21 protein-coding genes and 1 pseudogene are annotated in these 17,846 nt (G+C 69.4%); 14 read left to right on the forward strand and 8 right to left on the reverse strand.

Features of this window, described 5'->3' with window-relative positions; translation table 11 throughout:
• The first annotated feature begins 13 nt into the window (after positions 1–13).
• The 3 genes from HJG44_RS00590 to proB are packed head-to-tail and all read left to right on the forward strand — an operon-like array spanning position 14 to position 1,835.
• The gene (locus tag HJG44_RS00590) at positions 14–292 is read left to right on the forward strand and encodes a type II toxin-antitoxin system VapB family antitoxin (RefSeq protein WP_171216420.1); all 279 of its coding nucleotides are present in this window, start codon (positions 14–16) and stop codon (positions 290–292) included.
• Positions 289–687 carry a PIN domain-containing protein gene (locus tag HJG44_RS00595; protein ID WP_171216421.1) on the forward strand — a complete coding sequence of 133 codons (399 nt, stop codon included), beginning with the start codon at positions 289–291 and terminating at the stop codon, positions 685–687. Before HJG44_RS00590 ends, HJG44_RS00595 begins: the two co-directional genes overlap by 4 nt.
• Positions 684–1,835: a glutamate 5-kinase gene (gene proB, locus HJG44_RS00600; RefSeq protein ID WP_171216422.1), complete on the forward strand. Its 1,152-nt coding sequence runs from the start codon at positions 684–686 to the stop codon at positions 1,833–1,835. Before HJG44_RS00595 ends, proB begins: the two co-directional genes overlap by 4 nt.
• Here proB and HJG44_RS00605 read toward each other — a convergent pair.
• A complete protein-coding gene (locus HJG44_RS00605; RefSeq protein WP_246735984.1) occupies positions 1,822–2,565 on the reverse strand; it encodes a DUF72 domain-containing protein in 744 nt (247 codons plus the stop codon). The genes proB and HJG44_RS00605 overlap by 14 nt on opposite strands.
• 132 nt (positions 2,566–2,697) lie before the next feature.
• On the opposite strand from HJG44_RS00605, the gene HJG44_RS00610 reads away from it, so the two are divergent.
• From HJG44_RS00610 to HJG44_RS00645, 8 genes are all read left to right on the forward strand, one after another.
• Positions 2,698–3,939 (forward strand): glutamate-5-semialdehyde dehydrogenase, encoded by a 1,242-nt coding sequence (locus tag HJG44_RS00610; protein ID WP_171217226.1) that lies wholly within the window; start codon positions 2,698–2,700, stop codon positions 3,937–3,939.
• A complete protein-coding gene (locus HJG44_RS00615; protein ID WP_171216423.1) occupies positions 3,939–4,565 on the forward strand; it encodes a nicotinate-nucleotide adenylyltransferase in 627 nt (208 codons plus the stop codon). Before HJG44_RS00610 ends, HJG44_RS00615 begins: the two co-directional genes overlap by 1 nt.
• Before the next feature lie 168 nt (positions 4,566–4,733).
• Entirely contained in the window at positions 4,734–5,066 is a 333-nt protein-coding gene (rsfS, locus tag HJG44_RS00620) for a ribosome silencing factor (RefSeq protein WP_430395029.1), read from the forward strand.
• 18 nt (positions 5,067–5,084) lie between these two features.
• Positions 5,085–5,576: a 23S rRNA (pseudouridine(1915)-N(3))-methyltransferase RlmH gene (gene rlmH, locus HJG44_RS00625; RefSeq protein WP_171216424.1), complete on the forward strand. Its 492-nt coding sequence runs from the start codon at positions 5,085–5,087 to the stop codon at positions 5,574–5,576.
• Positions 5,577–5,587: 11 nt separating this feature from the next.
• Positions 5,588–6,919, forward strand: a complete 1,332-nt coding sequence (locus HJG44_RS00630; protein WP_171216425.1) for a murein hydrolase activator EnvC family protein — start codon at positions 5,588–5,590, stop codon at positions 6,917–6,919.
• A complete protein-coding gene (locus HJG44_RS00635) occupies positions 6,919–8,262 on the forward strand; it encodes a S41 family peptidase (protein WP_171216426.1) in 1,344 nt (447 codons plus the stop codon). The genes HJG44_RS00630 and HJG44_RS00635 overlap by 1 nt, the downstream gene beginning before the upstream one ends.
• A gap of 146 nt (positions 8,263–8,408) precedes the next feature.
• The gene (locus HJG44_RS00640; protein WP_171216427.1) at positions 8,409–9,599 is read left to right on the forward strand and encodes a divergent polysaccharide deacetylase family protein; all 1,191 of its coding nucleotides are present in this window, start codon (positions 8,409–8,411) and stop codon (positions 9,597–9,599) included.
• A complete protein-coding gene (locus HJG44_RS00645; protein ID WP_346767054.1) occupies positions 9,596–10,138 on the forward strand; it encodes an RNA pyrophosphohydrolase in 543 nt (180 codons plus the stop codon). Before HJG44_RS00640 ends, HJG44_RS00645 begins: the two co-directional genes overlap by 4 nt.
• A gap of 1 nt (position 10,139) precedes the next feature.
• Here the strand turns inward: HJG44_RS00645 and HJG44_RS00650 are convergent, their stop codons facing one another.
• Positions 10,140–10,772: a LexA family transcriptional regulator gene (locus tag HJG44_RS00650; RefSeq protein ID WP_171216428.1), complete on the reverse strand. Its 633-nt coding sequence runs from the start codon at positions 10,770–10,772 to the stop codon at positions 10,140–10,142.
• A gap of 106 nt (positions 10,773–10,878) precedes the next feature.
• On the opposite strand from HJG44_RS00650, the pseudogene HJG44_RS23315 reads away from it, so the two are divergent.
• Together HJG44_RS23315 and HJG44_RS23915 are read left to right on the forward strand one after the other, a co-directional pair.
• Positions 10,879–11,208: pseudogene (locus HJG44_RS23315) on the forward strand (DUF952 domain-containing protein); the annotation flags it as partial.
• A gap of 99 nt (positions 11,209–11,307) precedes the next feature.
• Positions 11,308–11,637 (forward strand): PaaI family thioesterase, encoded by a 330-nt coding sequence (locus HJG44_RS23915; protein ID WP_281411469.1) that lies wholly within the window; start codon positions 11,308–11,310, stop codon positions 11,635–11,637.
• A 5-nt stretch (positions 11,638–11,642) separates the two neighbouring features.
• Here HJG44_RS23915 and HJG44_RS00660 read toward each other — a convergent pair whose 3' ends face one another.
• Positions 11,643–11,909 carry a DUF6460 domain-containing protein gene (locus HJG44_RS00660; RefSeq protein ID WP_171216430.1) on the reverse strand — a complete coding sequence of 89 codons (267 nt, stop codon included), beginning with the start codon at positions 11,907–11,909 and terminating at the stop codon, positions 11,643–11,645.
• The gene (locus tag HJG44_RS00665) at positions 11,906–13,099 is read right to left on the reverse strand and encodes a glycosyltransferase family 4 protein (RefSeq protein ID WP_346767055.1); all 1,194 of its coding nucleotides are present in this window, start codon (positions 13,097–13,099) and stop codon (positions 11,906–11,908) included. The genes HJG44_RS00660 and HJG44_RS00665 overlap by 4 nt, the downstream gene beginning before the upstream one ends.
• Before the next feature lie 117 nt (positions 13,100–13,216).
• Between HJG44_RS00665 and HJG44_RS00670 the strand changes: the two genes are divergently transcribed.
• On the forward strand, positions 13,217–14,002 hold the full coding sequence (locus HJG44_RS00670; protein ID WP_171216431.1) for an alpha/beta hydrolase: 786 nt from the start codon (positions 13,217–13,219) through the stop codon (positions 14,000–14,002).
• Here the strand turns inward: HJG44_RS00670 and HJG44_RS00675 are convergent.
• The 4 genes from HJG44_RS00675 to HJG44_RS00690 all read right to left on the reverse strand — a co-directional run bounded on the left by HJG44_RS00675 (position 13,995) and on the right by HJG44_RS00690 (position 17,752).
• Positions 13,995–14,258, reverse strand: coding sequence for a BQ00720 family protein (locus tag HJG44_RS00675; RefSeq protein ID WP_171217230.1), 264 nt, complete (start codon positions 14,256–14,258; stop codon positions 13,995–13,997). The two genes, HJG44_RS00670 and HJG44_RS00675, sit on opposite strands and share 8 nt — an antisense overlap.
• A gap of 38 nt (positions 14,259–14,296) precedes the next feature.
• On the reverse strand, positions 14,297–14,725 hold the full coding sequence (locus HJG44_RS00680; protein WP_171216432.1) for an Hsp20 family protein: 429 nt from the start codon (positions 14,723–14,725) through the stop codon (positions 14,297–14,299).
• Positions 14,726–14,815: 90 nt separating this feature from the next.
• Positions 14,816–16,531, reverse strand: coding sequence for a sensor histidine kinase (locus HJG44_RS00685; RefSeq protein WP_171216433.1), 1,716 nt, complete (start codon positions 16,529–16,531; stop codon positions 14,816–14,818).
• A gap of 186 nt (positions 16,532–16,717) precedes the next feature.
• Positions 16,718–17,752: a cysteine synthase A gene (locus HJG44_RS00690; RefSeq protein ID WP_171216434.1), complete on the reverse strand. Its 1,035-nt coding sequence runs from the start codon at positions 17,750–17,752 to the stop codon at positions 16,718–16,720.
• Between the last annotated feature and the right edge of the window lie 94 nt (positions 17,753–17,846).

The following is a 17,846-nucleotide window of genomic DNA, read 5'->3' on the forward strand; positions in this document are numbered from 1 at the left end:
TTGGAGCTAGCACATGGCGCAACGTCAGCTGAACATCCGGAGCGACGAGGCCGCCGAGCGTGCCAGCGCGCTCGCCAAGCGCTTGGGCAAGACCACGACCGAGGTCGTGGTCGAAGCTCTCCGGTCCTATGACGCAAGCGCTCGACCGGTCGACGAACTCGGGATGACGCCGGAGAAGCGGCGGCGTTATGAGTCCATCCTCGAGATCGCTCGCGAAACGCGAAAGCGGATCAGGCCGGAGGCGACCTTCGACGAGAGCTGGATGTACGATGAGAACGGCCTGCCGAAGTGATCGCGGTCGACACGTCGGTTCTCATCGCCATCGCCAAGGAGGAGCCTGAGCGCAAGCGCTTCGGCAGCTTGCTGGCCGAGGGTGACGCCGTGATTGGTGCGCCCATGATCGTCGAGACGAAGCTCGTTCTGTCGTCCATCCTCGACGCCCACGATATCGACGAGATGACGCGTCGGCTGGTCCGGGAGGGCAGCTTGAGGATCATCGACTTCACGGGCGACATGGCGGACGCGGCGGTCGAGGCCTTTCGCCGCTACGGCAAGGGTCAGGGCCATCCGGCCCAGCTCAACTTCGGCGACTGCTTGTCTTATGCTGTCGCCAAGACTCTCGACGTGCCGCTCTTGTACAAGGGCGACCACTTCGCCCACACGGACATCCGGTCCGCCCTCGCATGATCCCGTCGCTCACCCAGTTCCGACGCATCGTCGTCAAGGTCGGATCGGCGCTGCTGGTCGACCGGACGCGCGGGCGGCTGAATCATGCCTGGCTCGCCGCCCTCGCCGAGGACCTCGCCGAGCTGCACGGGCGCGAGGCGGACGTGCTCGTGGTCTCCTCCGGAGCGATCGCGCTCGGCCGCAGCGTGCTGGGGCTCGGGACGCGGGCGCTGAAGCTGGAGGAAAGCCAGGCGGCGGCGGCCGTCGGGCAGATCGCGCTCGCCCGGACCTGGTCGGAGGTGCTGGCGCATCACGGCATCACGGCCGGCCAGATCCTTCTCACCCTGTCCGACACGGAGGAGCGGAGACGTTATCTCAACGCGCGCGCGACTCTCTCGAAGCTCCTCGAGATGCGGGCGGTCCCGGTCGTCAACGAGAACGACACGGTCGCCACGACCGAGATCCGGTACGGCGACAACGACCGGCTCGGCGCGCGCGTCGCCACCATGATCGGGGCGGACCTGCTGATCCTTTTCTCGGATATCGACGGGCTCTATACGGCCCCGCCGAGCCTCGATCCCTCGGCACAGCACATCCCGCTGGTGCGCCAGATCACGCCCGAGATCGAGGCGATGGCCGGGGAGGCTGCCTCGAACCTTTCCCGCGGCGGCATGCGCACCAAGATCGATGCGGGCAAGATCGCGACCGCGGGCGGCACGCACATGCTGATCGCGGATGGTCGCCCGAAGAACCCGCTGCGGCGGGTCTTGGAAGGGGCCCGGTGCACCTGGTTCCTGACGGGATCGTCGCCCGCGACGGCGCGGAAGACCTGGATCGCCGGTGCGCTCGAGACGAAGGGTGCGCTTGCGGTCGATGCCGGCGCGGCACGCGCGCTCCTCGGGGGCGCGAGCCTCCTGCCGATCGGGGTGACGGGGCTCGAAGGCGCCTTCGCCCGGGGCGATGCCGTCCTCGTGCGGGATCCGGACGGGCGGATCCTGGGGCGCGGGCTCGTCGCCTACGATGCCGAGGAGGCAGGTCGCATCCTCGGCCGCTCGAGCCGCGAGATCGAGGCGATCCTCGGCTATCCGGGACGGGCCGAGATGATCCACCGGGACGATCTTGCGCTCGCCGTCAATCTCCGCGACGCGGAGGCCGCTACCGCGGCATGAGGCTCGCGAGGCGCTGGGCGTCGGCCGGCGCCGCCGCCTTCACGTCGTTGTCGAAGAACGAAAACACGTCGCGGCCTTCCTGCCGCCAGGCTTCCGCCTTCCGCGCCCATTCGGCCAGCGCGGCGTCGTCATAGCTGCCATGGTAGCGCCCGCTCGGGCCGTGACCGCGGATATAGACGAAGTCCGCCGTCGCGACCCACGGCGCCGGCGCGTGCGCGTGGTCGGAGATGCAGAGCGCCGAGCCGGTGTCCCGCAGGACGTCCAGGATCGCGTCCTCGTACCAGCTCGGATCGCGGAACTCGAACACGTAGCGCCCGCCTTTCGGCAGGGCGCCGATGAAGGAGGCGAGCCGCTCACGGTTCGCCTTGAAGCGCGGCGGGAGCTGGAACAGCACCGGCCCGCCCTTGCGGCCGAGACCGCTCATCCGGCCGAACACGTTCCCGATCGGCTCCTCGGGATCGGTGAGCCGGCGATAATGCGTGATCACTCGATGCGCCTTCCAGGCGAAGACGAAGCCGTCCGGCGTTGTGTCCCGCCACGAGGCGACCGCCGCTTCGCTCGGCAGGCGGTAGAAAGACAGGTTGATCTCGGTCGCGGAGAAGGTGCCCGCGTAGAATGCCAGCAGCTTCGGCTTCGGACAGCGCTCCGGATAGAAGGGGCCGAGCCAGGACTCGTAATGCCAGCCCGAGGTGCCGATGTAGCGCCTGCCCGTCATCTCCGTCCCGAACATGGCGCGTCCCGCCCCGGGAGGGTAAGATGACCGGCCCCGCCACTAGGTTCCCGACAGATCATGAGCGCCGCCATCACCGCCGACAGGACCCATGGACAGTCCCGTGCGGCCGAGCCGCCGCTTGCGGAGCTGATGGCCGATATCGGCCGGCGTGCCCGGGCCGCCGCGCACGCTTTGGCGCTCGCCTCGACGGAGCGGAAGCGCCGCGCGCTGTCCGCCGTCGCCGAAGGAATCCGGGCGGCGGAGCGGACCGTTCTCGCCCAGAATGCGCTCGACCTCGCCGATGCGCGGTCCGCCGGTCGGCCCGCTTCCTTCGTCGACCGCCTGACGCTCGACCCCGGGCGCGTGGAGGCGATCGCTAAGGCGGTCGAGGAGATCGCCGCGCTTCCCGATCCGGTCGGGCGTGTGCTCGCGACCTTCGAGCGGCCGAACGGCCTGAGGATCGAGCGCGTCTCGACGCCGCTCGGGGTGATCGGGGTGATCTTCGAAAGCCGGCCGAACGTCACGGCCGATGCCGGCGCGCTCTGCCTGATGGCCGGGAACGCCGCCATCCTGCGCGCCGGCTCGGAGAGCTTTCGCACATCCTCGGCCATCGCGGCCGCGATGGCCGAGGGGATCGCCCAGGCCGGGCTGCCCGCGGACGCGATCCAGCTCGTGCCCGTGCGGGACCGCGAGGCGGTCGGCCTGATGCTCACCGGGCTTGGCGGCGCCATCGACGTCGTCGTGCCGCGTGGCGGCCGCAGCCTCGTCGAGCGTGTCCAGGCGGATGCGCGCGTGCCGGTCTTCGCGCATCTGGAGGGCGTGAACCACGTCTATGTCCAGGCCTCCGCCGATCTCGACATGGCGCGGTCTGTCGTCCTGAATTCGAAGCTCCGCCGCACCGGGGTGTGCGGCGCGGCGGAGACGCTGCTTCTGGATCGCGCCGCCGCCGGCACGCATCTCGCGCCCCTCCTCAAGGCGCTGCTCGATGCCGGCTGCGAGGTGCGTGGGGACGAGGCGGCACGCGCGGCCGACCCGCGGGTCCGCCCCGCCGCGGAGGCGGACTGGGCGACCGAATACCTCGACGCCGTCATCGCCTGTCGCCTCGTGGACGGGCTCGATGCCGCCCTCGACCACATAGCCCGTTACGGTTCGCACCATACCGACGCGATCCTGACGGCCGATGCCGCGGCGGCCGAGCGCTTCCTGGCCGAGGTCGATTCCGCCATCGTGCTGCACAACGCCTCGACACAGTTCGCCGACGGGGGCGAGTTCGGGTTCGGGGCCGAGATCGGCATCGCGACCGGCCGCATGCATGCGCGCGGCCCCGTCGGGGTAGAGCAGCTGACCTCGTTCAAGTACCGCGTCCGTGGCTCAGGGCAGACGCGGCCCTGATGGAGCCAGCTGAGCGGGGAGGGCTCATCCGCCTTCCCCCGACGGCTGCGGGGCTGCGGATCGGCCTTTACGGCGGCAGCTTCGACCCGCCTCATGCCGGCCACCGGCATGTCGCCATGGCGGCGCTGCGCCGGCTCGGGCTCGATCGGGTCTGGTGGATCGTCGGACCGGGCAATCCCCTGAAGGACACCACCCGTCTGCCTACGGTGGCAGAGCGGCTGGCCGCGACGCGCTCGCTCGCGGGCCACCCGCGGATGGTCGTGACCGGGTTCGAGGCGGAACTCGGCGCGCGCTACACGGTGGACACGCTGCGGTTCCTGACCCGGCGCTGCCCCCGTGTCCGCTTCGTCTACATTCTGGGAGCGGACAGCTTCGCCAATCTTCACCGCTGGCGTGCCTGGCGGGAGATAACGTCGCTGGTGCCGCTCGCGGTCGTGGATCGCCCCGGCTGGACCCTGCGCGCTCTCCGGAGCCCGGCCGCACGGACGCTGCCCTTGTTCCGGGTCCCCCCACAGACCCTCGCCGGAAGCGGCCCGCCCGCCTGGACCTTCCTGACCGGGCCCAGATCGAACCTCTCGTCAACAGCTCTTAGGGATAAGCTCCTGAAAACGCTTGACCGGCGTTGAAAACGGCTCGTGTCGCATTATCTTCTTGAGACACGGGCAAGGCTCGCAAGCCAAGAGCTTGGCCGTGGCGAAGAGGGGAACCTGGCACTGGATCACGTTTCTATCCGCGAGGCGGATATTCCTCCGCTTCACCTCGTCGCCGCAGCGCAGCCTGCGGCGCGCGAGAGCATCGCCTGCGTGGCGCGCGCTTGTCTCGAGGACATGAAGGCCGAGGAGACGGTCGAGATCGACCTCGTCGGCAAGACCTCGATCGCCGACACGATGATCATCACCACGGGCCGCTCCAACCGGCATGTCGGCTCGATCGCCGAGCGCCTGATCCAGGCCTTCAAGGATCAAGGCTACGGGCGCGTGCGGGTCGAAGGCGTTCCGGCCTGCGATTGGGTGCTGATCGACGCCGGCGACCTCATCATCCACATCTTCCGGCCCGAGGTGCGCGGCTTCTACAATCTCGAGAAGATGTGGGGCGCGGACCGTCCGACCGAGCGCGCCGCCGGCTGACCATTGCTGGCGTAGCCTGTGAGGTGGCAGCTCCTCGCGGTCGGCCGGCTGAAGGCCGGGCCTGAGCGCGAGCTGGTGGAACGCTACCGGGTCCGGGCCGATGCCCTGGGCCGGAGTTCCGGCTTCGGGGCTCTGGACATCGTCGAGCTGCCCGAAGCACGCGCCCGAACGGCTGCCGAACGTATCGCGGCCGAAGCGGCAGCCGTCCTGGCGCGCACGGCCGGCACGAAGCTCGTTGCCTTCGACGAACGGGGGCAATCCATCTCCAGCGACGAATTCGCCGGGCGTCTGCGGGACTGGCGCGACGGCGGCGCCCCTATGTCCTTCGTCATCGGCGGCTCCGACGGACTGGACGATTCGGTACGCCGCCGGGCGGATTTCCTCGTCTCCTTCGGCCGCCTGACGCTTCCGCACCAGATCGTGCGCATCCTTGCAGCCGAGCAGATCTACCGCGCTTTGACCATCCTGGCCGGCCATCCCTACCATCGGGGCGAACCCGGCGGAGAATGATGCGACCTGCCATGGTCAAGGCCGCCATCCCGGGCATGGCGCTTCTCGTCGCGCTCGCCGGATCCTGCCAGCAGGGCGTGGCGCAGGACCGCTCGTCCGAGATCGAAGCGAGAGCGGCCGCGAAGGAGGCCGAGCGCCTGCGTCGCGAGGAGGCGCTGCGGGAGCTGGACCGGCGCGCCGCCGAGAGCCGCGAGGCCGGCCGAAAACTCGCATCGGAGATCGAGGCGCTCCGCACGGACAACGCCCGCCTGAGCTCGGCCCTGGTCGCCACGGCTGCGCGAATCAGGGACACGGAGGCGAGCATGCGGGCGCTCGAGGCCGAGCTCGCGACGATCGAGGGGAGCGAGACGGCTCTCAGGGACTCGCTGGAAAGCCGGCGAGCCGTCATCGCGGATGTTCTCGCCGCGCTCCAGCGCCTCGGACGCGGTGCGGCGCCCGCCATGCTCGTCCGGCCCGAGGATATCCTCGCCGCGATCCGCAGCGCGATCCTGCTCGGGGCGGTCGTGCCGGGGCTCAGGGACGAGGCCCAATCGCTCGCGACCGATCTCGGCGAGCTGGTGCGCCTGCGCGACTTGAGGCAGGCGAATCGGGCGGCGCTCGAGCGGGAGCTCGATCTGCTGAGGCAGGATGACGAGCGGCTCCAGGTTCTTGTCCGGCTCCGATCCGACCGGCTCAAAGCCGCCGAGGCTTCTCTCGGCGAGGAGCGTGCCCGAAGCGCCGCGCTAGGAGCTGAGGCCCGGAGCCTGAAGGAGCTCGTCGACAGGCTCGACGGCGAGCTCGGGGCGGCGCGCCGGGAGGCGGAGGCGGAACGTCGGCGCGCCGAGGCGGAGGCGCGCCAGGTCCGCGAACGCTTCGCGGCTGCCTCGAGCCGCGATCCGGCCAGGCTCGCGCCCAAGATCCCCTTCGCTGAAGCGCGCGGCACGCTGGCGCGGCCGGTGATCGGGCCGGTGGCCCGGGAGTTCGGCGCCCCGGACGGCCAGGGCGGCACGATGCGCGGAATCGTGATCGCCACCCGTCCCAAGGCGCTCGTGACGTCCCCTGCGGACGGCTGGGTCTCCTATGCAGGACCGTTTCGGTCCTTTGGCCGACTCTTGATCATCAATGCCGGCGACGGATACTATCTCCTTCTCGCCGGGATGGACCGGATCAGCGTTGAGACGGGACAATTCGTGTTGGCCGGAGAGCCGGTCGGACAGATGGGCGAGGGCGCCTCGTCATCTGCGGCCTTGAGCGTCGTTGAGGGGAATGGTCCCGCCCTCTATGTTGAGTTCCGGAAGGATGGTGGGCCCGTCGACCCCCGTCCTTGGTGGGCGAAATCGCAGAGCGAAAGGGTTCGCGGCTGATGCGCAGATTGTCTCTCGTTCTGGTCGGTGCGCTCATCGGAGCCGGCGCCGCGACCCTCACCACCCAGACGCGCCTCCTCTCCAGCACGAGTGCGATCGCGGCCTCGGCGGAGACCTACCGGCAGCTGTCGCTGTTCGGCGACGTCTTCGAGAAGGTCAGGACGGACTACGTCGAGAAGCCCGAGGAGGCCAAGCTCATCGAGGCCGCCATCAACGGCATGCTGGCCTCGCTCGATCCACACTCATCCTACATGGACCCGAAGAGCTTCCGGGACATGCAGGTCCAGACGAGCGGCCAGTTCGGCGGGCTCGGCATCGAGGTCACGATGGAGGAGGGCCTGGTCAAGGTCGTCACGCCGATCGACGACACGCCGGCCGCCCGGGCCGGCATCATGGCGAACGACGTCATCGTCCAGATCGAGGAAGACCAGGTCCAGGGCCTAACGCTGAATCAGGCGGTCGACAAGATGCGCGGCCCCGTGAACACGCCCGTGCGTCTGAAGCTGCAGCGGCCCGGTCAGAAGGACCCGATTACGGTCACGCTGACGCGGGACATCATCCGCATCCGTCCCGTCCGGTCCCGGGTCGAGGGCGAGATCGGCTACCTGCGCGTCACGCAGTTCAACGAGCAGACCTACGAGGGCCTGCGCGCGGCCATCGAGAAGCTCACGGGCGAGATCGGGCAGGATAAGCTCAAGGGCTTCGTGCTCGACCTGCGCAACAATCCAGGCGGGTTGCTGGACCAGGCGATCCTCGTGTCGGACGCATTCCTGGACCGGGGCGAGATCGTGTCCACGCGCGGCCGCAACTCGGACGAGAACCAGCGCTTCAACGCGAAGAGCGGCGACCTCACGAAGGGCAAGCCGATCGTGGTGCTGATCAACGGCGGGTCGGCCTCCGCCTCCGAGATCGTCGCCGGCGCGCTGCAGGACCACAAGCGGGCGCTGCTGATGGGCACGCGCTCCTTCGGGAAGGGCTCGGTCCAGACCGTGATTCCGCTCGGCGGGAACGGCGCCGTCCGCCTCACCACGGCGCGGTACTACACCCCGTCCGGCCGCTCCATTCAGGCCAAGGGAATCGAGCCGGACCAGGAGGTCCTGCAGGACATCCCGGAGGAGCTGAAGGGTAAGGACGAGACGAAGGGCGAGGCGGGGCTCCGCGGCCACCTCAAGAACACCGAGGAGAAGGGCGGCTCCTCCGCCTATGTCCCGCCGGATCCGGCGAAGGACAAGCAGCTCATCGCCGCGTTCGACCACCTTCGCGGCGTGCGCAAGGGCGCCGAGAATACGGCGACGCCGCCGGGCGGCGGCGAGAAGTCGGCCTCGAGCAGCGTTCCGAACTGAAGCGGCGCGCGGGTGGGCCCGCGCTCGTCTCATCGGCCCGTCGGGGCTTGAAGCCCCCGCGCGGCCTGACATCATGGGCGCGACCGATTCGTCCGAGCCGCCGCCGGCTGGCGCGATTCTCCACCCGCCGCTCAGGTCCATCGCGTTTGGGCACGACCTCCGACGAGCTGACGCGTCCGCTGGGAAGGCCCCGCGCCGAGCCGAAGACGGGCTCGGGCCTGGCAGCCATCCGCATTGCCGGGGCGGTCTGCGCCGGGCTCCTCGTCGCGGCTGGCGGTTATGTCTACGTTGCGGGCGATCCGCAGGGCGGCATTCCCCGGATCGCCGTGGAGATCGGGGCCAAAGCGCCGGCCCGGCAAAGCTCGACCTCGACCTTGCCCGACGTACCCGTGGGATCGGGGCCGCAGACGGCCGAGAGCGTCGAGGGCGCATCTGGGGTCTCGGTCGTCCGGCCTGACGGTACTGCTGCCCCGCAATCCATCATCGTCCGGATTCCGGACGAGGCGATCCTCGCCCTCAACCCCGCTCCCGACAGGCGGCTGGTGGAAGCGACCCGGTTCGGCACCCTGCCACGAATCGGCCCGGACGGGTCCCGTCCCCTCGACGTGTATGCCCGGGCCGCGACCGGCCTTCCCGGCGGCGCCCGTCCTGTCGCACGGGTCGCGATCGTGGTCGGCGGGCTTGGGATCAGCCAGAGCGGCACGCTGGACGCCATCGCCAAGCTTCCCCCGGCCGTGACGCTCGCCTTTGCGCCCTACGGCCAGGATCTCGACCGGCTGGCCGCCCGCGCCCGGGAGGACGGGCACGAGATCATCCTCCAGGTGCCGATGGAGCCCTTCGACTATCCGGACAGCGATCCCGGACCCCACACGCTCCTCGCCGCTGCGCGACCGGCGGAGAATATCGAGCATCTCCACTGGGCGATGGGCCGCCTCTCCGGCTATGTCGGGCTGATGAACTACATGGGCGGCAAGCTGACGGCGGATGCGCGGGCCATCGCGCCGATCCTCCGGGAGATCGGAGCGCGCGGGCTCGGCTTCCTCGACGACGGCTCCTCGCCGCGCTCGGTCGCGACCTTGGTGAAGGGAGACACGCCCATGGCCCGGGCCGACGTGGTGGTCGACGCGAGCGGCAGGCCGGACGGGATCGACCGCGCGCTCGAACGTCTCGAGACCGCGGCGAGCGGCGGCGGCATCGCGATCGGCACGGCGACTGCGCTGCCCCTCTCCGTCGAGCGCATCGCCCGCTGGGCCAAGGGGCTCGAGGCCCGCGGCATCCTTCTCGTCCCGGCAAGCGCCGCCTTGCGGTCCGCCGTTCGCGAGAGCGCCACGCGGTGAGGCGGCGGTCGCGCCAGGTCCCGACCCCGGCCGACCTGCCGTACCGGCCCTGCGTGGGCGTCATGCTCCTCAACCGCGAGGGACTCGTCTTCGTCGGGCGGCGCCGGCGCTCCGCCGGCCCGGAACATGTCGACGACAGCCATGCCTGGCAGATGCCGCAGGGCGGCATCGATCCGGGCGAGGAACCGCTTCAGGCGGCCCTGCGCGAGCTCTACGAGGAAACGAGCGTGCGCTCGGCCGAGCTCATCGCGGAGGCGCCGGACTGGTACGGCTACGACCTCCCGCCGGAGATCAGCGGCCGGGCCTGGCGCGGGCGGTACCGCGGCCAGATGCAGAAATGGTTCGCATTCCGGTTCACGGGAGAGGATCGCGAGATCGATATCGACCATCCCGGAGGCGGCAGGCACAAGGCGGAGTTCGACGCCTGGCGCTGGGAGAGGATCGAGAACCTCCCCGGACTGATCATCCCGTTCAAGCGGCCGGTCTACGAGAGCGTGGTCGAGGCCTTCCGGGAATATGCTCGGCCGGACCCGTCCTGAGCTACTGCCGGGCCCAGATCACGCGCGCCATCCAGTCGATCTCGTTCAGCGGAAGGACCCGGTCCGGGTGTTCCGGGTTCAGCGAAAGCAGCTCGACATTGCGCTGGGTCTTCCGCTTGAGCTCCTTGGCCATGACCTCGCCATCCCTGGTGCGGACGACCACGCGGTCGCCGCGCCGGACGGAGGCTGACGGCGAGACGATGATGATGTCGCCCTCGCGATAGAGCGGCCGCATGGAATCGCCCTGCACCTCCAGGGCGAAGACGCGTTCGTTCGAGAATTCCGGGAACTCGATCTCCTCCCATCCGGGGCCGCCGGTCGGCATGCCGTCCTCGTTGAAGAGGCGCCCGGCACCCGCCTGTGCCATGCCGATGAGCGGCACCTTCGGCCGGCCGGACCGGTCCCCGTCGTCGATCAGGCGCATGAACTCGTCGAGGCTCGCGCCCGTTGCGGCCAGGATCTTGGCGACCGATTCCGTGGAGGGCCAGCGGTCCCGGCCGTCGGGGCCCTGGCGCTTCGACTTGTTGAAGCTGGTCGCGTCCAGCCCAGCCTTGCGGGCGAGGCCCGAAGCCGATAGCCCGTAGCGCTCGGCCAGCCGGTCGATGGCGGCCCAGATTCGTGCGTGGGAAAGCATTGGCGTGCTCGCAGACCGTGAGAACATCGGCCTAAGCTAGGAAAATAAGGCAGCTCTCGGGCGGATGCAACAGCCATTCTGCCGTTTCTGAAAGACCACCCCGACCATGCGGCTCATCTACAAGATCTGCCCGGAGGATCTGTGGCGCGCCGCGGAGCAGGCCGGCGTGTTCGCCGGAGCGCCGGTCGATATCCAGGACGGCTTCATCCACTTCTCGACCGCGGAGCAGCTTCCCGGCACGGCCGATAAGCATTTTCGCGGCCAGAGCGGCCTCATGCTCCTGTCCGTCGATGAAGCGGATCTCGGGTCGGCACTCCGCTACGAGCCTTCGCGTGGCGGGGCTCTGTTCCCGCACCTCTACGGCCCGCTTCCGCTGGCCGCGATCCGCAAGGTCGAGCGGCTGGCGCTCGGGCCGGACGGTCGCGTCGTCCTCCCGCGCCTCGGCTCAGAGCCGCAGGTGCCGTTCGATCCATCCGCGGATGGCTGGACCACGCGACCGGAAACCGGTCTCATGGAACTGCTCGGGCCGGTCTGGATGAAGCGGGAGGGAGAGGACCGTCTCTATGGGTTCCTGGCGGAGGCGCGACATCTGAACCGCGGCGGCGTCGTGCATGGCGGCATGCTGATGGCCTTCGCGGACCAGACGCTCGGGATGGCGGCCTCCCGGGCGAATGGAGGCCGCCGGCAGGTGACGGTGCAGCTCGACACCCACTTCCTCGCCACCGTGCGCCAGGGGGAGTTCGTCGTCTCGCATTGCACGGTGGAGCGGCTGACGCGCTCGCTCGTCTTCATGCGGTGCGAACTGAAGGCGGGCGCCCGCACGGTCGCAACCGCGTCGGGAATCTGGAAGCTGCTCGGGGCGTGAAGCGCTTAGCGCTTCCCGCCCATGAAGCGCATGAGCAACCAGATCGGAACGACCACCATCGCGCCCGTCAGGATGTAGGCGCCCGCGTTCCGGAGCGCCCCGAAGCCGAGGTTCCAGAGCGAGCGGGCCGCCGCGGCGATCCGGGACGGGAGCGTCGTCGGCGTGAAGCCGAACCCCGCCATGATCGCCCCGATGACCAGCGACAGGAACAGGAGCTTGAAGAGGACGAGCAGCGGCGAGCCGCCGAACAGGCGCTGGATCGCGGAGCTCATGTGCCTTCCTTGACGGTGCGGCCCGCGAGGAGCTTGCCATAGACCGACAGCGTCCCGGCGATCATGGTCTCGAGCGAGAAATGCTGCTCCACATGGGCCCGCGCACGCCGCGCCAGTCCCTCATGGGCGCTGGCCCCGAGCCCGAGCACCTCGTCGAGCGCCTCAGCCAACGCGGCGGGATCGCCGGCAGGCACGCGCCAGCCGGTTCGGCGCGAGGCCGGCGTTTCCGGCGGCGCGAGCACGGTTTCCGGAACGGCGCCGAGATTGGAGACCACAACTGGTGTCCCCATCGCCTGTGCCTCGACCGCGACCCGGCCGAAGGCCTCGGGCTCGGTGGACGGGACCGTCACGACCGACGCGGCCAGATAGGCGGCCGGCATGTCCGTGCAATGTCCCACCCGCCGGACGATCCCGGCAAGGCCGCGCTGCCCGATGAGCCTGTCCAACTCCTTCACGTAGCCGTCCCGGCCCTGATGGTCGCCTGCCAGGATGTAGACGATGTCACGCCGGCCGCGGTCGCGAAGGCGCGCCGCAGCTTCGATCAGGATCTTCTGGCCCTTCCAGCCGGTCAGGCGCGCCGCCAGGAGGACGATCCGTTCGTGCGGCGCGACCTCCCATTTGCGGCGCAGCGCGTCGACCCGCTCGGCCGACACTGCGGCGGGCGAGAACTCGGTCAGGTCCGTGCCGCGCTGGAGCGTGACCACCCGCTCCGCCTCGGCCCCGTAGGCGGATCTCACGAGGTCGGCCGTGAAGGCGGAGTTCGCGATGACGATGTCGCCGCGGGCCATGACGGAATTGTAGAGCCGCTTCGCCGCGGATCGTCCGGCATAGCTGCCGTGGAACGTGGTCACGAACGGGATCCCGAGCGCGCGGGCGGCGCCGAGCCCGACCCAGGCCGGAGCGCGCGAGCGCGCATGGATGATGTCGGCCCGTTCGTGATAGGCGATGCGGGCAAGCCGGCGGACGTTGGCGAGCATCGCGAAGGGGTTCTTCGTGCGGGCCGGAAACGGGATCCAGACGCCTCCGTGAGCCTGCAATTCGCCGACGAGCCGCCCGCCCTCGCTCGCGACGAGCGCGCGCGCGCCGACCTCGGCCAGCCCGGCCGCGACGTCGATCGCCGTGCGCTCGGCGCCGCCCGCCTCGAGCTCCGGAATGATCTGGAGGATCGTCCGGCCGGCGAGCGGATGCACGCTCGCCCGAGGAAAGGCCGAGGCCGGTCGCAAGGCGGTGATCACGGGTGTAGGGGAACGACGGCTGCGGCCATGGGACAGGCACCCTGGCCACCACGGGTTGAGGTTCGGTTAACCATGACGTCCTGGATCGAGGTCGGAGAGGGAGACGAGGCGCGGCGAATTGCCGTGCTCGCGCGGGACGGGGCGGAGCCGCCGGTGGTCTGGTTCGGCGGCTTCCGGTCCGACATGCGGGCGACCAAGGCGGAAGCCCTCGATGCCTGGGCGGCCGAGACGGGCCGCTCCTTCGTCCGGTTCGACTATTCGGGACATGGCGAGTCGGGCGGCTCCTTCGCGGACGGGACCATCTCCCGCTGGCTCGAGGAGGGGCTCGCGGTCCTCGGCGCCTATGCGCCGAAGAGACCCGTCCTCGTCGGCTCGTCCATGGGTGCCTGGATCGCGACCTTGGCGGCGATCCGCCTAGCTGCGGAATGTGGCGATCGCGGGCCGGCCGGTCTCGTCCTGATCGCGCCGGCGATCGACTTCACCGAGCGCCTGATGTGGGACGCGTTCCCGGCCGATATCCGCCATACCATCGAGACGGACGGGGTCTATTACCGCCCGTCTCTTTATTCGGACGAGCCCTATCCGATCACGGCGAAACTCATCTTGGATGGCCGTCGCCACCTCATCCTGGATGGCCCGATCACCACGCGGGCTCCGATCCACATCCTGCAGGGGATGCGCGATCCGGACGTGCCCTGGGAGCACGCCCTCAGCTTCGTCGAACGACTGCCGGGCGAGAACGTCCAGCTCACGCTCATCAAGGACGGCGATCACCGCCTGTCTCGCCCGGAGGACCTCGACCGGCTCGTCCGAGCCGTCGAGGCCGTGCTCCGCCGCGAGACATCCGGCGTCAGTTGAGGCCGACGGTGCGCAGATCCTGCGCCCAGGCATTCGCCAGAGCCGCATCGCGGGAATCCGTCAGCAGGATCGGCGTGCCGCTCGCGGACAGAAGGGCGAACAGCTCGAGATCGGGCGCGAGTTCGGGGGCTTGCGGAAAGAGGCGCTTCACCTCGTCCGAGCGCATCGGCTTCACGTAGGCGATCTGGCCCTCGCCGAGCGCCGCGAAAGCGCGTGGATCCAGCCGTGCGGCGGGGTTCGTGTTCTCGTTGTTCATCGACATATTTGCCTCCATGACGAACGGCTGGGCTTCGCTCAGTCGCGCGAGATGATCTCGATACGACGAGCGACCCGCGCCGGTTCCGGCCTGGCGAGATCGATCGAGAGAAGCCCGTTCGAAAGATCCGCGCCGAGCACCTCCATTCCGTCCGCCAGGAGGAATGTCCGCTGGAACTGGCGAGCCGCGATACCGCGGTGCAGGAACTGCCTCGTCTTATCCTCGACCTGCCGCCCGCGGACGACGAGCTGGTTCTCCTCCACTTGGATGTCCAGCTGGTCCGGCGCGAAGCCCGCGACCGCCAGCATGATGCGCAGTCGCTCCGGAGACTCGGCCGTGCGGGGGATCCGCTCGATATTATAGGGAGGGTACCCGTCGTTCGCGGCCTTGGCGATGCGATCGAGGGTCTGCTCGATCTCGTCGAAGCCGAGAAGGAAAGGATGCCCGAAGGGCGAAGGACGAGACATGGCGTGAAGCCCAGTGTGGCACTTCGCGGATGCGGACCCTGACGGCGCCCGATCTCCGCAGGCCAGATATGTGCAGCGCCGGGCGCCGCATCAAGCCATGGCGCCGAGCCGCATGTCCTTGAGGTTGCCGCGTTCCACATGGTCCAGGGGGAAGCGGACGAGGAAGGAGGAGGAGCCGTCCTGCGGCTCCTCGATCGCGCCGCCGATCTGCTGCACGAGCTTGCGCACGATCGTGAGGCCGAGCCGACGCTTCATCAGGGCCGAACGGTCGAGGCCGACGCCGTTGTCGGCGATCCGCAACGCCCCGAATGGCTCGTCCTTGCGGACTTCGACCGTGATGCGGCCTCGGCGGCCCTCGGGAAATGCGTGACGGTAGGCGTTGGTGAGAAGCTCGACCGCAATGAAGGCAAGCGGCACCGCGGTGTCGAGAGGAACGCGCATCGACTCGGCGTCCAGGACGGCCTCGATCCCGCGCTCCTCGCCGCCGAAGGCCTCCGACATCTCCTTGAGCAGCTCGTCGAGATAGACCTTGAAGTCGATCGAGGCGAGGTCGGGCGAGTTGTAGAGGAGGGTGTGGACCCGCGCCATCGCTCCGATCCGCCGGACGGCATTCTCGAAGGGCTCCCGCTGCTCGGGGTTGAGCTCGCGCGATCCGAGCCGCAGCAGGCTTTGCACGATCTGGAGATTGTTCTTCACCCGGTGATAGATCTCGCGCAGCAGCACCTCCCGCTCGGACGACGCCTTGCGCTGCTCGCCGAGCGCCTCCTGGGTGGTCTTCAGGAGCCGGGCATCGAGCTCGCCGAGCGCGCGGGATGCGGCGAGCCGCTCCTCGCTCACGCGACGCTCCATCACGGTGTGCACGATGAACACCGCCAGGATGCCGGCCAGGATGAGGCTGAGGGCTCCGGCCGCGATCGTCGCCCAGACGGAGCTTCTGGAGAACTTGTCGATCTGCCGGCGATCGATGGCCGCGGCCGCCACCCATCTCGTCAGGTCGGAGCGGACGAAGGCGCCGGATATCTCGTCGCCCTCGCGCGAGGGGCCGTGGAACAGCCCCGAATCCCTGTTCTCGATCTTCTGGCGGAAATGCGCCGTGATCTCGCGCCCGATCGCCGTCTCCGGCGCGCGGGAGCGGGCCAGAACCGTGCCGGCCTGGTCGGCGAGCGTGAGCAGAAGTCCGGAATCCTGGCTCTCCGCGGAGACGATCCGCAGCAGTTCCGACGCGTCGTAGCCGCTCACCAGTACCCGTCTTGCCTCCCCGTTCCGCACGACCGGAACGGAGAACACGATCACGCCCGGCCGGAGGCTTGGTCCGACCAGGGCGGCTATGCTGGGTTTGCGCGTGCTCCTGAGCGTCGGAACAGCCCCAAGCGCCTGCGGGGGAGGCCATTCGGGCCGGGTGGAGGCGAGGACCTGACCCGTTCCCAAGTCGACCAGCGCCAGCCCGGTCCAGTTCGGCACGTCCGACGCGACGCGGTTTGCGGCCTCCTCGAACTCGGAGGCGGGCCCGTCGAGGGCCGGGAGGGCGGCGATCGCCTTCAAGGCGAGGATCTGCTGCTCGAGCAGCGCATCGACGCGGCGCGACAGCATCGATGCGCGCGACGAGAGATAGCTCTCGATATCCCGCTCGCTCTTGTTGAGCTCGGATCGAACCCAGAACCCGGCGAACAGGATCAGCGGCACGAGCGCGGCAAGACCCGCGGCCGCCACGACGTAGAGCCGCTGCAGCCGTCTGCGGCCCTGCTCGGCATCCGCGAGCCAGGGTACGACGCCTGTATCCAGTGCCGTGCGCCGCGACAACCTCATCAAACCCCGACCCGAACCCATGTGGCCGCGGGCCCGGCCGGAAATGCCGGGTCCCCAATCCCCGCCAGGCAGACCGTCAGGCCTCCGGAGCGTGGCATCCCTTCAGCCCCGGTCCGCGGGCGCGGAGGCCAAGAACCAGGTTCGACGGTCAAGTCGAAACTCCCATGCCTGATGCGGGTTCCTGACCTACCGCACCTGCGGCCGGGTGCCCTTGTCGCCTCGCGCCATCCAGTCCGGGACAGGAAGGCCCTTCGCCTCAAGAAACGCCGGATTGAACAGCTTGGATGCGTAGCGCGTCCCTGAATCGCAGAGAACGGTTACCACCGTCGAGCCGGGACCCAGCTCGCAGGCGAGGCGGATCGCGCCTGCGACGTTGATGGCGGAGGAGCCGCCGAGGCAGAGGCCCTCGTGCCGCACGAGGTCGTAGAGCAGCGGCAGCGCCTCCTCGTCGGGTATCTGATAGGCGTGGTCCACGCCCAAGCCCTGCAGGTTCCCGGTGATGCGGCCCTGGCCGATCCCTTCCGTGACCGAGCTGCCGGAGGACTTCAGCTCGCCCGTCGTGTAGTAGCTGAAGAGCGCAGCTCCCATCGGATCGGCGAGGCCGATCGCGATGTCCGACTTGCGCTCGCGCAGTCCTTCCGCCACGCCCGCGAGGGTTCCGCCCGTCCCGACCGCGCAGATGAAGCCGTCCAGCTTGCCCCCGGTCTGCCCCCAGATCTCGGGCGCTGTCGTCTCGGCATGCGCCTGCCGGTTCGCGACGTTGTCGAACTGGTTCGCCCAGATCGCGCCGTTCGGCTCCGTCCGGGCGAGCTCGGCCGCGAGGCGGCCCGAATAGCGGACATAGTTGTCCGGGTTGGAATAGGGCACGGCCGGGACCTCGACGAGCTCGGCGCCGACAAGCCGCAACGCGTCCTTCTTCTCCTGGCTCTGAGTTTCCGGAATGACGATGACGGTGCGGAACCCGAGGGCGTTGCCGACAACCGCGAGCCCGATGCCGGTATTGCCGGCCGTGCCTTCCACGATCGTGCCGCCGGGCCTGAGCTCGCCGCGGCGGATCGCGTCCCTCACGATGCCGAGTGCGGCGCGGTCCTTCACCGAGCCGCCCGGGTTCATGAACTCGGCCTTGCCCAGGATGGTGGCGCCCGCCAGCTCCGAGGCGCGGCGGAGCCGGATGAGCGGGGTTCGGCCGATCGCACCGAGTACGTCCTCCCTGATGTCCAATGCGGGCTCCTGCTCAATCCGGAAAAGCTCGCGTGTCCTTCAAGTCGTGCTCCCGCGCAAGCGGGCGAACCTGCCCCGCGCTTCCTAGATTGTA

Origin of the sequence: Enterovirga aerilata (genome assembly GCF_013044135.1) — a bacterium.
In the GTDB taxonomy this organism is placed as follows: Bacteria; Pseudomonadota; Alphaproteobacteria; order Rhizobiales; family Beijerinckiaceae; genus Enterovirga; species Enterovirga aerilata.

What these genes read in the sequence shown, in the direction of transcription:
- HJG44_RS00590 (WP_171216420.1), top strand. Translation starts at nt 14, where the DNA reads ATGGCGCAACGTCAGCTGAACATCCGGAGCGACGAGGCCGCCGAGCGT.
- proB (WP_171216422.1), top strand. Translation starts at nt 684, where the DNA reads ATGATCCCGTCGCTCACCCAGTTCCGACGCATCGTCGTCAAGGTCGGA.
- HJG44_RS00605 (WP_246735984.1), bottom strand. Translation starts at nt 2,565, where the DNA reads ATGTTCGGGACGGAGATGACGGGCAGGCGCTACATCGGCACCTCGGGC.
- HJG44_RS00610 (WP_171217226.1), top strand. Translation starts at nt 2,698, where the DNA reads ATGGCCGATATCGGCCGGCGTGCCCGGGCCGCCGCGCACGCTTTGGCG.
- HJG44_RS00615 (WP_171216423.1), top strand. Translation starts at nt 3,939, where the DNA reads ATGGAGCCAGCTGAGCGGGGAGGGCTCATCCGCCTTCCCCCGACGGCT.
- HJG44_RS00630 (WP_171216425.1), top strand. Translation starts at nt 5,588, where the DNA reads ATGGTCAAGGCCGCCATCCCGGGCATGGCGCTTCTCGTCGCGCTCGCC.
- HJG44_RS00635 (WP_171216426.1), top strand. Translation starts at nt 6,919, where the DNA reads ATGCGCAGATTGTCTCTCGTTCTGGTCGGTGCGCTCATCGGAGCCGGC.
- HJG44_RS00650 (WP_171216428.1), bottom strand. Translation starts at nt 10,772, where the DNA reads ATGCTTTCCCACGCACGAATCTGGGCCGCCATCGACCGGCTGGCCGAG.
- HJG44_RS23915 (WP_281411469.1), top strand. Translation starts at nt 11,308, where the DNA reads ATGAAGCGGGAGGGAGAGGACCGTCTCTATGGGTTCCTGGCGGAGGCG.
- HJG44_RS00660 (WP_171216430.1), bottom strand. Translation starts at nt 11,909, where the DNA reads ATGAGCTCCGCGATCCAGCGCCTGTTCGGCGGCTCGCCGCTGCTCGTC.
- HJG44_RS00670 (WP_171216431.1), top strand. Translation starts at nt 13,217, where the DNA reads ATGACGTCCTGGATCGAGGTCGGAGAGGGAGACGAGGCGCGGCGAATT.
- HJG44_RS00675 (WP_171217230.1), bottom strand. Translation starts at nt 14,258, where the DNA reads ATGAACAACGAGAACACGAACCCCGCCGCACGGCTGGATCCACGCGCT.
- HJG44_RS00680 (WP_171216432.1), bottom strand. Translation starts at nt 14,725, where the DNA reads ATGTCTCGTCCTTCGCCCTTCGGGCATCCTTTCCTTCTCGGCTTCGAC.
- HJG44_RS00685 (WP_171216433.1), bottom strand. Translation starts at nt 16,531, where the DNA reads ATGAGGTTGTCGCGGCGCACGGCACTGGATACAGGCGTCGTACCCTGG.